Below are 14,795 nucleotides of genomic sequence, written 5' to 3' on the forward strand. Positions count from 1 at the left end.
GCGGAATTCGGGAGGTTCAGCCCATCATAAATCTTGTAAGGCTGCCATATGCATCGGAAATTTCTTTAAGAGAGAGGGAAATTCCGAAATCTTTTCCTCTAATCTCAAGTGAGCTACCTCCGACCTTGCCGATTATGAGATGGGGCACATCTTTAAGGATTTCCAGTACAGCATCAGGCTCGGCTGTAGCAAGCAGAGCTCTTGCAGGGGCTTCTGAGAATAACAGTTCATCAGCTGTTATTTCTGCAACCTCAGTAAGGTCTATCTCTGCACCGGTATTTCTGCACATCCTTGCAAGCCCTGCAGCAATCCCTCCAAGGGAAAGGTCATGCGCCGAACGGAGTTTTCCGCTCCTTGAAGCTTCGATTAAAGCTTTTAGTATTTCGGGAGCATTCTCAGGGACAGGAGGAACTTTTCCGGCATTCTGGGCTCCGAAAGAGGCATAGTATTCAGAACCCCCCATATCCGCAGTCGTTTCTCCTACCAGGATAATCGTGTCTCCGGATTCTGCAAAAAAGCCCGAAGGCAGGGGGGTTTCCAGGTCGACTTTCCCTATCATTCCAATCGAGGGGGTTGGAAGAATTGAAGTTCTGAATTCATCACTTTCATTATAAAGAGAAACGTTTCCTCCCACGACCGGGATTGAGAGCTCCCTGGCACCGTCTCCAAGCCCGAGTACGGCATTTTTAAATTGCCAGTAAATTTCCGGGCGGTCGGGGTTTCCGAAGTTCAGGCAATTTACAATGGCAAGAGCTTCTGCACCTTTTACTGCCAGGTTCATGGCATTTTCTATTATTGCTGTCCTTCCCCCATTGTAGGGGTCAAGGAGGGTGGCTCTCGGCTGGCAGCCGCAGGAAAGTGCAATTCCTTTTTTATCGGTAATCCTGAGCACACCGGAATCTTCTCCGGGTTTGGCAATCGTTCTCAACTGGACTTCATGGTCATACTGCCTGTAAATCCATTCCTTTGAGGCGATATTATAGGAAGACAGGACTTTCAGGAAAGCTGCTTTCAGGTCTTTCGGAGTTTCAGGCGCTTTACTCTTCTCAACCTGGGAAATAGGAATTACTGAGGGTTTCTCACAGGTCGGAGCGCCGCCTGTCAGTAAAGCTATTGGTATATCAGCAACAATTTCCCCTTTGAACTCAACGGTATAGTTTGGTTCCTCTGTCAGATATCCTACTACAGCCCCGTTAAGGTCATACTTTGTTACCAGGGCAAGTATTGCATCGACATCTTCAGGAGCTACTTCAAAGAGCATGCGCTCCTGGGATTCCGCAAGCAGGATTTCATACGCGTTCATACTGGGTTCGCGCTGGGGTACGGCATCTGTAATTATCCGGGCTCCGAGTCCTCCCTTTGCAGCCAGTTCCGAGCTCGCTCCCCCGAGGCCGGCAGCTCCGAGATCTTTGCAGGATTTTACATAGCCTTTTTCCATAGCTTCCAGAGTCATTTCAATTACAAGCTTCTCAGTGTATGGGTCTCCCACCTGGACGCTTGGCCGGTCCTCGGCTTCGGCTGATTCGGAAAGATCCCTGGAGGCAAAGGAAGCTCCTCCAAGCCCATCTCTTCCTGTGCCTGAGCCTGCGAGCACGAGTTTATTTCCGGCTTTCTGGGAGCGTGCAGTTATAATCTCTTCTTCCTTACAGAGTCCTACTGCAACCACATTTACAAGAGGGTTTCCGCTGTATTTTTTGTCAAAGAAAGCCTCGCCATTGACTACAGGCACTCCTATACAGTTCCCATAACCTGCAATTCCTTTAATTATCTGCTCAAAAAGGAAAAGGTTTTTTGGAGTGTCCAGAGGCCCGAAATAGAGAGGGTCCATGAGAGCTATAGGGCGGGCTCCCATGGAGATAATATCTCTTACAATGCCTCCAACACCGGTAGCAGACCCATTGTAGGGATCGACATATGAGGGGTGATTATGGCTTTCCATACCTATGGCAAGTACGTATCCATCGTCGAATCTAATAATTGCAGCATCGTCTCCCGGGCCGATAATTACGTTTTCGCCCGTAGTAGTAAAAGTTTTCAGGAGAGGAGCGCTTGAGCGGTAGGAGCAGTGTTCGCTCCACAGGTTTAAAAAGCAGCCCTGTTCTACCAGGGTGGGCTCTCGCCCGAGTTCTTTTTTAATGATCTTAAGATCTTCTTCAGGTAACATTGCCTTGCCTCTAATGCTTAATCCTTTTTTGGATACCGAAGCTTTGGTTTTTCTATAGTTTATTCCTTTAAATTCAGGATTTTCATTATTCGCATTAACAGTATATGCCGACATAAAGGGATAAGGATTAGATAAATATTTCTGATCTCCCAATTGCATCTCCGGAAGACGGTGCCCTTTTCAACAGAGTTGCGCCTATGCAAACCTGAGTCCATCTCGGGAGAACTGTACGAGCTGTGCCCTATAAATATGCAGTTCGATGTCTCAAATCCATAGTGGACTTCGAAGCTCCCGGTTTTTCAATAAAATCAAGCTAATGAAAATAAGCATTTAAGAATAATTCAGGACTTAAGACAGCTCTTTGCTAGCGTTATATGAATTTAAATACTCTTCCTCGCCTTGATAAATATTCTGAAAAGTTATCAAAGAATAAAAACTGAGGCTGATTATGGGGGAGTAGTGGAAGTTAATAAGTAAAAGTAGTATTTAAAATAAAGAGAAAGGATAAATGAATATATTACTTTTTAGTGGTTTACCTGATTAATCAGACTTTATAATTTATTACTTTTTAGTCATTGACCTGATTAATCAGACTTTGTTAATAATTTAATTGATTAGATTTGCTGGATCATTTTTTCCACTTTTACTCCGGATTCGGTCAGGGAGTACACTTCTTCTTTTTTCGCGATTAACTCCCTCTGTTCAAGTTCTTCGAGAGTCTTTGCAACGGTGGGATGTGCGACTCTAAGGATTTTTGATACTCTTTTCCCTTCCATTTCTCCTTTCGAGGAAAGTAAGGAGAGTACTTTTTGTCTTATGTTGTTACCGTTTACAAAACCTATTAAATCGTTCAATTCGTTCATCAGAAGCCCCCGAATATGGATTCGTTTAGTCATTAATTTTATACTACTATATTTATATAATAGAAGTGCATATATTGTAATTCGCAGGTTATAGAAAGAGATTGGATTCAAGATATATTTAACTTCTTGCTGGGTAAGAGAAGTTTTTTCCGGCAAAGGCGGAGATTTGAGGCTTTTTTAGCCGTTTTGATTTTTTAACTTTTTCGGCTTTTCAGTTTTTTCGGCCCGGATCCGTCCTCAAAGTGTTAACCTCTGGAATTCTCTAAAAACCTGTTTTCTCGTTTGCTGTGTGTATTTTAACCAGCAATTATATTATTAAATCTTACTCTATAAACGAACATAATATTGTATTATTATATAAAAAATTGAAAAATAATAAAGCTCTGGCTGGCATTTTATGCTTTCGGGAATTTCTGGTTATCTACTGAAATTCAGCATAAAGTGCCTGAAAAATACCATTAGGCTTTAATACCATCATTGATAAGTACTTTATATCTATTCAGTTATTTTTAGATGTAACTTACATATACAATGATTACAAATTCGGAGGACATACCAACAAATGAGCAGCGGAATGTGCCCAGTATGCGGGCTTCCAAAAGAACTTTGCATTTGCGAAGAGGTTGCAAAAGAGCAACAGAGAATTACTGTAAAAGTTAACAGAAGAAGATACGGAAAAGAAGTTACCGTTGTAGAAGGATTCGACGCAAGTGAAATTGATCTTCACGAACTGTCCACTTATCTTAAATCAAAGTTTGCATGCGGCGGTACGGTAAAAGGAAATACGGTGGAACTTCAGGGTAATCACCTGGCCCGCATGAAAGAAGTCCTCATGGAAAAGGGTTTTTCTGCTGAACAGATTAAAAACTAAACTCTGACCAGCTTCTAAGGATAAACCGGGCATGTGAAACTATAAATTTGCAGGTCCGGAATTAAATATATTTTTACGATTATCTTCGGTAGCATGCATTTTCTATAACTGAGGGAGACATGCTCTACTCGAAAAATAAAAATATACGGATATAAAATGAGTTAAGAGAATATATCTCGTAATTTCCTGATTTATGCGGTGTCGGTCTCCCATGAAAACAACATGCGAAATTATGGTACAGAAAGTCTTGCCCGCAATCCGGGCCGAGCTTTCCAGAACAATGATTTTTGAACATGGGTGCACGCAACAGGATGTAGCGGACATCCTGGAGCTCTCAAGGGCTGCGGTATCCCAATATGTGAGTGAGAAGCGCGGTGCTGAAGTTGGTTTTTCCGAGGAGACTCAAAATGAGATTCGCAAGTTTGCATCAGTGCTTCTAAATCGAAATCTATCCTCTAAGGAAAAGGCGAAAGGCATGTGCGGGGTTTGCAGTTTTGTTCAGAAATCCGGCTGGCTATACAGGAATGCTCCTGAGGCTAAACCCTGTATTATATGCGAGGATATGGATCTAAAGTGAATGGCACGCTATGTATTAAATGCAAAGGAAAAGGACTCTGCGGGCGCCCCCGTTGCCCAATCCTTGAAAAATTCAAGACCTTACAATCGATTGCTCCTGTAATTTCAGGAAACTCGGTTTTTGGGGCATCTCCCCCAGCTATTTTTGTCGGAAGTTATGGTTACCCCAGGGTATCGGCAGGCCCGCTCATTCCTCCTCTGGCAAAAGAGAGTGAAGCCCCGGCTTTTGAGGAGCCTGCAGCATGGGCAAATATGCAAATTGAAGATATTATCTCCCTGCGTTCCCGCATGGTCAGGGCAAATACAAACTTCCATGTAAAAGATGCCCAGGGAAAAGAAAACCCTCTCCTTATAAAGGCTCAGGAACTTGCCCTCTCCAGAAAACCGGTTGATACCGAAGCCTGGTTTTTCAAAACCCCCAAACAGGAACTCAAGTTCGATGCCGTGCTCACGCCTATGGGGCCTTCAGGACTTGTAAAAAACTTTGAGCTTGCAGAAAACCCGAAAGTCCCTAAAAAAGTAGACTACCTTGCCTATGACACTGATGCCCTCGCAAAAGACGCTGTGCTTGAACTTTATAAAGGAGACATCCCGGCTGAACATATTACGCGCCTGCTATCCATCGGCCTTCTCGGAAAAGCGCGAAAGATCGTGCCAACGCGCTGGTCAATTACAGCTGTGGATGATATGGCAGGAAAAGAATTTGCAGACCGTATAAAGGATTTTCCCTGGGTTTCAGAGATCCAGCTATTTAGCGGAACCCATTTTGGGAACCATTTTGAAGTCCTTATCCTTCCACGGGCTTACTCCTTCGAACTTATTGAAACCTGGCTCCCAAAAACAGTCTGGTCTGGAGAGTCGAGCTGGATTGCGGAAGACAGTGAAGGTTACGAGGGAAAAAAAGGATATTCTACCCTGGCTGGAGGTTATTATGCTGCAAGGCTTCCTGTACTTGAATATCTTACGGAAATCAAAAGGCAGGCTTCGGTTTTCGTGCTCCGGGAAATAACTCCGGACTACTGGGCTCCCCTGGGAGTCTGGGTTGTCAGGGAGGGCATGAGGAAAGCTATGCAGAACCCTCCTAAAAAATTCGATTCTCTCGAAGCTGCAGTTTCAGATCTTGCGGGCAGGGTACGCACACCAGAAGCCGAATGGATACAGCAGGCAAAGCTGCTTTCAGACTTCCGTTTTCAAACAACGCTGGACTTCTTCTTTAGATCATAGTAATAAATACAGAAATCGGTGCAGGTGTAACACCAGTAAGGGTAACTGTTTACTACGATGTAAAAAGGAAAACAGGCAGGCAGGAAAATTTTGAGGCCTTTTATCGGGCTTATTCAAGCTCCCTGCCTTTCTCAGGTTTATTCAAAGATCTCAGGCACTATCCGCCGGGCAACTTCTTCGTAGGCTTTGGAAATGTCGCCTTTGTCAAACCTGAAGACGTCTTTATCCATGGATTGTCCTGTGTTCTTGTCCCAGAACCGGCAGGTGTCGCAGGAAATCTCATCTGCAAGGATAATCTCTCCGCCTCTTCTTCCGAATTCCAGCTTGAAATCCGGAAGCAGGATGCCTTTCTCGTCCAGATAGGGTACAAGCAGTTTATTGATTTTCAGAGCGAGTTCTCGGAGTGTGGCAAGTTCCTCCTCTGTTGCCAGTCCAAGCGCGAGCGCAATGTCGTCATTCAGCATGGGATCCCCATATTCGTCGCTCTTGAAGTCAAAAACAATCACCGGTGACTTGAAAACAGTGCCTTCTTTCAAGGGATATTTCTTTGTAATCGAGCCTGCGGCAATATTCCTGACAATGACTTCAATTTTTATGATATCGACTTTCTTCACAAGCATATCAATATCAGAAAGCATTTCGACAAAATGAGTCTTTATTCCCTCTGCTTCAAGCATCTCAAAGAGCTTTTTTGAGATCTGGGCGTTGTAATACCCTTTCTTTTCCATTTCCCCTTTTTTCTCGCCGTTAAACGCAGTCAGACTGTTTCGGAATTCGGCAATAAAGGTGTCAGGATCATCCGTCTTATAAATAGTTTTTGCTTTCCCTGAATAGAGCTGTTCTCTTGTCATGCAATGGTCCTCTCTAGGGATAATTCTGGATTTCCTTAGATAGAGAGATCTGAGGAATGATAGTTTTAATATACTAGTTCTGATAATGAATGAGTTTTGATAATGCCGTGGTATTCCAGAAATAACTATATTGGATCGAATCCTCTCTAAAACGCGAGTATTCTCACGGAGATTATTCGATTATTTCCAGAATTCATGATCACTCTCCGAAAGTGGGACATTTTCCGGACGCGGCAAAAGCTTTTTCCAAAAATATGCCTTGATTCTCGAAAGAGATAGAGTAGATGATAATGTCTTCTGCTAGATAAAGTTATCATCTCCAGCCGGTCTTTCCTTTTACTGCCGACTGCTTAGTAAATTTTATCACCGAAGAAACTCAATTATTAGGTTTAGCAACTTAAAAAAAGACTTAAGAACTTACCGCATTTGAGTGCCCAACACTTGATAGTGGATTAGTCCAAGCACGCAACAGGTAAAAACATGTCAGGCACTATATTAGATATTGTAGAACTACTGCTGACCGCAGAGATCTATAACCGCTATCCAGAACTGGATGTGAACGATCTTCCAAAAAACATTCGGAAAAACTACTGGAGTGGCACAGAAAAAACAGTTCCCAAACCCGTTACAGCCACGTTTATCCGTATTGAAAAACTGTATGGAATCAAGGATATCGAAAAAATCGTAAGGAACGTCCCCTTCATAAATACTGATAAGTCTCATTTTGAACTTCGTCTGAGTGCTTTCGAACTTGCTGCAGAATGGTTTGAAAAGCAGGAGGGGTCTCAGGAACGGATTGAGAATAACCCTGTCCTGGCTTATTACTTTGGAGAAATAAGAAAGGGTGAGGTTGCAAATTATGCACTCGCAAAGGCTAAAATAAGGCCCAAGGAAGTTGACAGGGAATGGATAGAGTCCCTGATAGCTGAGATCAGGAAAGAGGACAAAAGCGAAGAAATGCTTAAACTCGTGGTCATTATCGCCCCTGAGGATGTAAAGCAAAAAGTCCGCGACCTTGTGCTCACTGAAGAACAGGAGAGCGAAGTTGAAAAGATTATGAAAGCAATTAAGCACAGGGAATACCTGCGGGAAATTGGCCTGCATGATATAGGAAAACTCCTTTTCGTAGGCCCTCCTGGTACCGGAAAAACCTCGGTTGCCCGTGCACTCTCAGAACAGCTCTCAATCCCGTTTGTTGAGGTTAAACTCTCCATGATAACCGATCAGTATCTTGGTGAGACCGCAAAGAACATTGACAGAGTGTTTTTGCTTGCAAAGAAACTCAATCCCTGCATTCTTTTCATAGATGAGCTGGATTTCGTAGCAAAAGCAAGAACCTCGGACGAAAACGCTGCGATCAAGCGAGCAGTCAATACCCTCCTTAAAGCCATAGATGAAATTAGTCTTGTAGAGCATGGAGTTCTTCTTATCGCCGCGACCAACCACCCCCGCATGCTTGATAGTGCGGCGTGGAGGCGCTTTGATGAAATAGTCCATTTCCCTCTTCCTGACCCTAATATGCGTAAAAACATTCTGGATATCGTAACCCGGCACATTGAAGGGGACTTCGATACAGCAGAAATTGCCGAATTGACAGAAGGCTATTCAGGTTCAGACCTGCGCATGGTTATAAGGGAAGCTGTCCTCAGTGCTCTTCTTGAGGAACGTAAAATACTTACCCAGGAAGACCTGCTGGAAGCGGTAAAATCTTTTGATGAAAGGTCTGACCTTAAATCCGAAGAATATGAAAGGAAGAAGTAAAGATGAGGCTAACTTTGCTTGGGACCGGCGATGCTGTCGGAACGCCTAAAATCGGATGTAATTGCCCTGCCTGTGAAGATGCCCGAAAGGGTGGAAAGAGCCAGCGTCTTCGTTCTTCCATCCTTGTTGAGTCCGGAGAGGGTAAAATCCTTATTGACACCAGCCCTGACCTCAGGCAGCAGTTTCTCAAGCAAAACCTTTCCTGCGTAGACGGAGTAATCTGGACGCATGGGCACTATGACCATTACGCCGGGTTCGGTGAATTTTACAGGGTTCAAAATAAGGTTGATGTCTATGGAGTTCGCGAAACTCTCGAATATATAGACCGGTATGTCTCCTTTCTTAAACCCAGGTATCATTACGTAAAGCTCTATGAGCCATTCGAGCTAATAGGGCTACAGTTTTCTCTTTTTAAGGTCAACCACCCTCCAGTAGAAATTCCGGCAGGGGTTATAATTCGTGAAGGTAATAGGAAAGTAGTGATCACAGGAGACACAAACTCAAAGATTCCTGAAGCCAGCCTGGAGCTGATGCAGAACCCGGACCTTCTTATTGCCGATGCTATAGTCCCTCCCCATATCCATATTAAAAAGCACATGAACTCAGAAGAGGCTATGGCACTCGCAGAGCAACTCAATGCAAAAGAAGTAGTTTTGACCCATCTCAGTCATCTGTTCCGTCCCCACCATATTGAAGCATTATTTTTGCCCCTCGGATATGACGAGCAGGTTTTTGAGTTCTAAAATTTTCGGCATCTCGCTTATCAGTATTATTTTGCTTAATTATTTTTCTGAACTGGACCAGTTTCACTCCTAAATTCTAATCTTCATCTATATTTTTGGCATTAGGTGTATTTAGGTGTATTATACATCGTTTATACATCGTTTCATCCATATTTTGGTAACAGGTAAATGAGTTATAAAATCCTAAAAAGAAAATCGAGTATTAAAATATATGTTGAAAATGTACTTTTTTGTAGAAATCGCCAATTTATTACAAATAATTTATACAGGTTTTTGCTTATGTCGCACACTGAGATCTAGTTTTTATCGATATGTGTACAAGCTTAATAAAGTTTGAATTCGGGTTTTTCCCAGATGACTGAAGCATTTCACCTGCTTCAAGAATCAGAAATTAGAATGAATCTATTTCTTCAGGTAGACTGGTCTTAAAACCTGCCACTCAGCTGGTAAACAAAATTCGCATAGAAGCATTAGATTAATATTTATCTTAATGTTTTAGTATTACTAAAGGATTTTATACGGTGTAGAATTATGAATCAGCATTACTTTTCTCTGGATAATTATTATAAGTATTTTATAGGTTTTGACGGTATTATACTTACTTTTTTAATTGTAAAGAGTTACCCGGTCGTTTTTAATTTAGCAACAAAAGCTAGTTTCTTAATTATGTTAGTAGGAGCATGTTGCGTATTAATTGATAACTGGAATCGAAAATCAATAGATTACAGATTATACGTTGAGCTATATGAAAACGAATATCAAGCTAAATCTGACTATAAAGCTGGTAAGGTATTTATAAACTTGATTTTTTATGTAATCTCCATATATTTAGTAGTATCTGGTATATCTGGTGTTCTTTGATACGGATATAATGGGCGGGAGGTCAGAAACTCGCCCGGCAAGGTTGTTGAAAAAAGGTGTTTTCATTATTCTATATGGATTCAAAACAACTGTCTCGAAAGAAAGTAATATATCTGCAAACGACTATAATTCTCTCGAAATATACAGTTCGAAGAATGTCTGAAAAATAAAAGGATTCCTATCTCTAAATAACAATCTAATCTCTTATTTCTTCTATTTTTCTCTTTAAAGGGCTCTAATTTTTATGTTAGTCACATATAAATACAAGTACATCCAATTTTAATATTGGGATTATTATATTTTTTCCTATTATATTGAATGGGAAAATAAAACAAAAAGGGAGTGATATCTATGGCAGTAAGAAATCCAGTAGACCTGATTGCACTTATACTTGTTATAGTGGGCGGATTAAACTGGGGGCTTATAGGGCTCTTTGACTTTAATCTGGTAGCTGCTATCTTCGGGGAAGGGAGTACTCTTTCAAGAATTATCTATATCCTTGTAGGGCTTGCAGCGCTTTATACGATCTACTTCACCGTAAGATCTGATACGTATCAAACTCATGGTACTACGACACGCCATTAAGTAAAAATGATTGGAAAGCTCCTTTCCGGTGTAGCACCGTGAAAGAGACCTAACCAGCTGTAATTTTTTTAAGAAGGCTGGATATAAAATAGGACAAATTTTTTTCTATTCCTTCTAAAAATTTTTTCTTCATTTTTCTCTCTTTATTTTTAATCCGATTTCTCAGTTATTGTCAAATATCAGGTTTTATCAACGTCATAATAATCTTTAATTCGTAGTCTTATTATGTTTGTCAATATAATGTACTTTAATATAATGTATTTTATTTTATAACTTCTCTGCCCTTGAAATTTTTTGAATGCAGTATGCCGTATGTTCTGTAGGCAATTTCCTGCTCATCTTAGAGCAGTTTTATCCTTCCTGGTCGAACCGAATTTTATTCTTTACGCTTCCAGGGCAGCAATGCAGCTTCAAAAGCCAGAAGCGGCCCTATGAACCATCCTGCCCACAATAAAAGCCCTACTATTCCAAGCGAAAAGAAGTAAAACCGCTTTCTTGCTGATCCTCCGCCATAAGTCTCATTTTTAAGGCTTAACGTGATTGAAGCAACTCCAAGTCCTATACTGGATAAGATTAAAACTACAGTGATAGCAATTTCCGGGGAGTACGAACTTTTACTTAATGACATCAGCATCTGGAAAATATATGAGGCTCCCGTACCCAGGAAGAAAAGACCTGCAAGTATCCCTGACATGCGTGCAGGGCTGAGTCCGGCTACAGTTTCCTTTTTCAGGTATATTGCCAGAAACCCGGCTGCAAGAGTTAATGCAAGCGGGGTGAATATCAAATACAGGCTCTGCCCTTCCCAGCGATAAACCCTTATCTGGCTCAGGGGTACGGTGATCCATTCTTTCAAGGTGAAAGTCTCCCGGTATCCCAGAACCATCCCATAATTTCCTTCGCTCGGGACTTCTCTTTCCGGGACAGTTTCTCCCCCTGTTATATCTGCTCCATGTACCGCACCTACTGCGGCATAATAAATCCCGCTTTCCGGAGCTTCCATATCGAGCCGGGCAAGTGAATAAAAGGCACTCGGGGTAAACCCTTCATATACTGGACTCTCAGGCATACCGTAGGAAAGTACTTTTGCCCCATATCCATCGGGCACTTCCAATCCCTCAGGTGCCCGTCCCTCATCCTCAAGACCCGGCCCCATAAGAATCAGGTTAGGAGTAAAGCCCTGGTCTACCTCCTCAATCGGGACGGTGAGCCCGAGTACAATTCTCTCTCCTTTTTCCATCTTAAAAGCGTAATATTTTAGGTCTTCGGAAGCAATCTGCCCGTAAAAAACCCATGATTTCGCAGCATTTTCAATCAGGACAGCGGATTCAGGATTTTCACCTTCTCCACCAAAAGCTGGCACATGAGCAAGTACGGGAGTGAGAAAAAAGCATATGGCAGTCAGAAGCAGTAGAAAAAAGCCAGGATGCTTGAGTATCCGCAGTTGCATGGACAATGTTTTCTCAAGTAGTACGTAAATATGTATAAGAACAAAGAATCAGACATAGAAGATAAGGCTGAATTTCCGTATTAAGTGAATTCTTCTCCCTCCGAAAACCCTTTCATAAATGTGCTCGAATTTCTCTTATGAGAATCTGGGATATACCTCCTGAAAGGCTATGCAGGCAGCACCTGCTAGGGGAACATCGTGAGCTGCATGCTTTATGGTCAATAATTATCAATAACAAAAAGGGCTATGCGCATCATCCCGAAACCATGCGCTGGAGGGGGAAACTCAAAGCTCTCTACCTGAGGCATGAAGCCCTGGTAGAGGAAATGACAAAAAGGGGTTACAAGCATCACACTCCTCTTGATCCTGCTTTTGCGACGGGAAAGGCTGTTCAGGATGAGCTTGTGAATTCTTATGAAGAGCAGGTCAGGCTCCTGAAAGAAAGGGGGTGTGATTGCCGGGTTTGAATCGGTTCTTTCAGGAAAACGAAAATTCACATCCCTGGCTGTGCTTTCAAACTTCTTTATGAAGGCAAGGCTTCTTAGTCCGGGTAAAAAGGGGAGTGAATTTCAGGGTCTAAAGTTGAGACAAATTTACCTTATAGTTTCAGGATCTAAGGTTAAGACAAATTTAATCTTATACGTCTTAATTAGTAGAGGTTATTCTATCCATATCTCCAGCAGAACTTCGTATGAATTTATTCGTTTCTCTCTGGCATTTGTTCAGCCTGTAACTGTGGTAGAACTTACCGTCAGCCTGGAATGAGACACTGATCCTTTACTTTTTGTTACTGTGTCTTTCCATTGTCTTACTACCATGCCGCTGGTAATTAATGTATGGCGCTAATTCTTTATCTTTTCTGCTCAATCTTTTAAAATTCAAGACAAATATATATACATATCGATAAACTAATATATAATAAACTCTAATTTACTAGAGAGAAACATTCTGGAGAGAATATACCGTCGCCAGATCTGCGATATGGCAGCAGGAAAGCCTGAAACCTCGTCTTTTCACATCTTTCCGGAGAATATAATGAAACCTGTACTGGATGAAGAGGAAATCTGGATAATTGAGTGCATAAAAGAAGCCCATATAGACTGCGGTTTCCATATTCGAGATGTTATAAAAAAAGCAAAAACAAGATATGGCCTATCCAGGTCGACAGTATATGAGATTGTAAGTTATCTGGAATTTCACGGTCTGGTAAGAACAAACGAATCCGGCAACCGGGTATTCGATCAAAATGTTTCCTATTGTGTAACATGTCCAGGCTGCGGAAAAGAAATTCCAGAAAATGAATATATCAAAGAAAATGGGCGGGTAACATGTGAAGAATGCTATCTGGAAGAGCACCAGAGAATCAAGTTTGCAGATCCTGTAGCCGTACGTTCTAAAAAACTCTTCAGAAAAAAGTATGGACTGGAAGGTACCGACGGGCTGACCGACCTTCAAAAAGAAGTTTATCGGTTTATACAGGCTGAAGGAGGGGTAACGCCTGAAAAGGTTTCTAAACTCTTTGGGCTTACGCCCCAGGAAACCCGGAACCAGCTTGCGATATTAAGGCATTGTGAGCTCGTGAAGTGGCGGAAAATGGGAGATGAAATGTACATGGTGCCTTTTGACTCTTAAATCTACTTTTAATAGTTTTTAAACCACTTATGGGATTTAGTGTGTTAAAGGAGGTGAAACATTCACCGAAAAAATCGACATGGATGAAAAAGTACGGATTCTGGCCGGGCAACTCCCTGGAGTAATGAGTGCAGTCCACGGGCTCCATTCCGAAGTTATTAAAGACGGAGCTTTAAGTGCGAAAACGAAAGAACTCATGATGGTAGCGATTGCAGTATCCCTGCGATGTGAATACTGTCTCTGGAAGCATGTTCCTGAAGCTGTAAAACTGGGAGCAAGCCGTGAGGAAATCCTGGAGACCGTCAGTACAGCTATAGTGATGGCTGGTGGACCTGCGGTAGCCTATGGATCGGTAATCGTTCTTAAAATTCTGGATGAACTGAATGTCTGAATCAGCGAGGTGAGATGAGTTGACCGAAGGAAAAACCAATTCTGTCAAATGTAACGTTTGCGGCTGCGAGATGGAAAAAGAAGATTGTATAGAGGAAGAAGGCAAGCTTTTCTGTGAAGACTGCTTTATAGAAGGGCACCATAAAATCCAGGCATGTAACCCCTGGGCAGTTCGCTCCAAGAAAATCTTCAGAGAAGAAGCCGGGCTTGAAGGGACAGAAGGACTGACGGAACTGCAAAAAGCCATTTATGAGTTTATTGCTTCCAGCGGCGGGGTAAAAAAAGAAGAGATTGTAAAAAAGTTTGGAATCTCCCTGCTGGAAGCCGAGAACCAGTTTGCTCTCCTGAGGCATTGTGAGCTGGTAAAAGGACAAAAAAGGGCAGATGGCGTATATCTTGTACCCTTTGGGGCGTAAGCAAGCTCTAAAACTACTTTATTTTTTATTCCTTACTTTGCTCATATTATCTTCCGAAAGCGGATCTTTATCTTTTTTATAGGTCAAACCAGGCATCAACAGTCTGATCTTCGCCAGTTAAAGAGTTACCAGAAGCATTGTTTTTGATAGCCCTTTCACGAAACTTATGATTTAATAATCTCCTGAAAGGGCTTGAGCATAGGACAATTTACGTTCAGGGTAAAAACCTGAATTTTAAATTTATTTTGGACAGATTGCTTTGAGACCTGAGGAGACATCTGCCAGAAGTTCGATTGGGATTCCCATAATCATTTCCTCGTCTGAGATCTTCGTGTATGTCCTGCTGCCGCTGCAGCCGACTGTAACTCCGATTTTGCCTTCTTTGTAGACCCTTACAACCCCATCCGA

At 42.1% G+C, this 14,795-nt stretch carries 16 protein-coding genes; 11 read left to right on the forward strand and 5 right to left on the reverse strand.

The window, feature by feature from the left end; all coding sequences use genetic code 11:
- Positions 1–16: 16 nt before the first annotated feature.
- Together purL and EQO05_RS10220 are read right to left on the reverse strand one after the other, a co-directional pair.
- Positions 17–2,164, reverse strand: coding sequence for a phosphoribosylformylglycinamidine synthase subunit PurL (purL, locus tag EQO05_RS10215; protein WP_128506230.1), 2,148 nt, complete (start codon positions 2,162–2,164; stop codon positions 17–19).
- A gap of 614 nt (positions 2,165–2,778) precedes the next feature.
- A complete protein-coding gene (locus EQO05_RS10220) occupies positions 2,779–3,027 on the reverse strand; it encodes a transcriptional regulator (protein WP_240664563.1) in 249 nt (82 codons plus the stop codon).
- A 562-nt stretch (positions 3,028–3,589) separates the two neighbouring features.
- On the opposite strand from EQO05_RS10220, the gene yciH reads away from it, so the two are divergent.
- The 3 genes from yciH (at position 3,590) to EQO05_RS10235 (ending at position 5,698) form a co-directional block, all read left to right on the forward strand.
- Positions 3,590–3,898, forward strand: coding sequence for a stress response translation initiation inhibitor YciH (gene yciH, locus EQO05_RS10225; protein ID WP_011023951.1), 309 nt, complete (start codon positions 3,590–3,592; stop codon positions 3,896–3,898).
- Between the two features lie 211 nt (positions 3,899–4,109).
- Entirely contained in the window at positions 4,110–4,475 is a 366-nt protein-coding gene (locus tag EQO05_RS10230) for a transcriptional regulator (protein ID WP_128506193.1), read from the forward strand.
- Complete coding sequence (locus EQO05_RS10235) at positions 4,472–5,698, forward strand: Nre family DNA repair protein (protein WP_128506195.1); 1,227 nt, start codon at positions 4,472–4,474, stop codon at positions 5,696–5,698. The genes EQO05_RS10230 and EQO05_RS10235 overlap by 4 nt, the downstream gene beginning before the upstream one ends.
- A 137-nt stretch (positions 5,699–5,835) precedes the next feature.
- Here the strand turns inward: EQO05_RS10235 and purC are convergent, their stop codons facing one another.
- On the reverse strand, positions 5,836–6,549 hold the full coding sequence (gene purC / locus EQO05_RS10240) for a phosphoribosylaminoimidazolesuccinocarboxamide synthase (protein ID WP_128506197.1): 714 nt from the start codon (positions 6,547–6,549) through the stop codon (positions 5,836–5,838).
- A gap of 480 nt (positions 6,550–7,029) precedes the next feature.
- On the opposite strand from purC, the gene EQO05_RS10245 reads away from it, so the two are divergent.
- The 3 genes from EQO05_RS10245 to EQO05_RS10260 all read left to right on the forward strand — a co-directional run bounded on the left by EQO05_RS10245 (position 7,030) and on the right by EQO05_RS10260 (position 10,499).
- On the forward strand, positions 7,030–8,310 hold the full coding sequence (locus tag EQO05_RS10245; protein WP_128506199.1) for an ATP-binding protein: 1,281 nt from the start codon (positions 7,030–7,032) through the stop codon (positions 8,308–8,310).
- A gap of 2 nt (positions 8,311–8,312) precedes the next feature.
- Positions 8,313–9,053, forward strand: coding sequence for an MBL fold metallo-hydrolase (locus tag EQO05_RS10250; protein WP_128506201.1), 741 nt, complete (start codon positions 8,313–8,315; stop codon positions 9,051–9,053).
- A gap of 1,212 nt (positions 9,054–10,265) precedes the next feature.
- Entirely contained in the window at positions 10,266–10,499 is a 234-nt protein-coding gene (locus EQO05_RS10260) for a DUF378 domain-containing protein (protein ID WP_128506205.1), read from the forward strand.
- A gap of 376 nt (positions 10,500–10,875) precedes the next feature.
- Here EQO05_RS10260 and EQO05_RS10265 read toward each other — a convergent pair whose 3' ends face one another.
- Positions 10,876–11,949, reverse strand: coding sequence for a hypothetical protein (locus EQO05_RS10265; protein WP_128506207.1), 1,074 nt, complete (start codon positions 11,947–11,949; stop codon positions 10,876–10,878).
- Positions 11,950–12,086: 137 nt separating this feature from the next.
- On the opposite strand from EQO05_RS10265, the gene EQO05_RS10270 reads away from it, so the two are divergent.
- From EQO05_RS10270 to EQO05_RS10290, 5 genes are all read left to right on the forward strand, one after another.
- Complete coding sequence (locus EQO05_RS10270) at positions 12,087–12,416, forward strand: pyrimidine dimer DNA glycosylase/endonuclease V (RefSeq protein ID WP_128506209.1); 330 nt, start codon at positions 12,087–12,089, stop codon at positions 12,414–12,416.
- On the forward strand, positions 12,400–12,714 hold the full coding sequence (locus EQO05_RS10275; protein ID WP_128506210.1) for a hypothetical protein: 315 nt from the start codon (positions 12,400–12,402) through the stop codon (positions 12,712–12,714). Before EQO05_RS10270 ends, EQO05_RS10275 begins: the two co-directional genes overlap by 17 nt.
- A 270-nt stretch (positions 12,715–12,984) precedes the next feature.
- Positions 12,985–13,581 carry a hypothetical protein gene (locus EQO05_RS10280; RefSeq protein ID WP_128506212.1) on the forward strand — a complete coding sequence of 199 codons (597 nt, stop codon included), beginning with the start codon at positions 12,985–12,987 and terminating at the stop codon, positions 13,579–13,581.
- Between the two features lie 79 nt (positions 13,582–13,660).
- Positions 13,661–13,972, forward strand: coding sequence for a carboxymuconolactone decarboxylase family protein (locus EQO05_RS10285; protein ID WP_128506214.1), 312 nt, complete (start codon positions 13,661–13,663; stop codon positions 13,970–13,972).
- Positions 13,973–13,991: 19 nt separating this feature from the next.
- Positions 13,992–14,387: a hypothetical protein gene (locus EQO05_RS10290; protein WP_128506216.1), complete on the forward strand. Its 396-nt coding sequence runs from the start codon at positions 13,992–13,994 to the stop codon at positions 14,385–14,387.
- Positions 14,388–14,627: 240 nt separating this feature from the next.
- Here the strand turns inward: EQO05_RS10290 and EQO05_RS10295 are convergent.
- Positions 14,628–14,795 (reverse strand): DUF169 domain-containing protein (locus tag EQO05_RS10295; protein ID WP_205793777.1); only part of this gene is annotated, 168 nt, incomplete at its 5' end.

The organism is Methanosarcina sp. MSH10X1, from assembly GCF_004099695.1.
In the GTDB taxonomy this organism is placed as follows: domain Archaea; phylum Halobacteriota; class Methanosarcinia; order Methanosarcinales; family Methanosarcinaceae; genus Methanosarcina.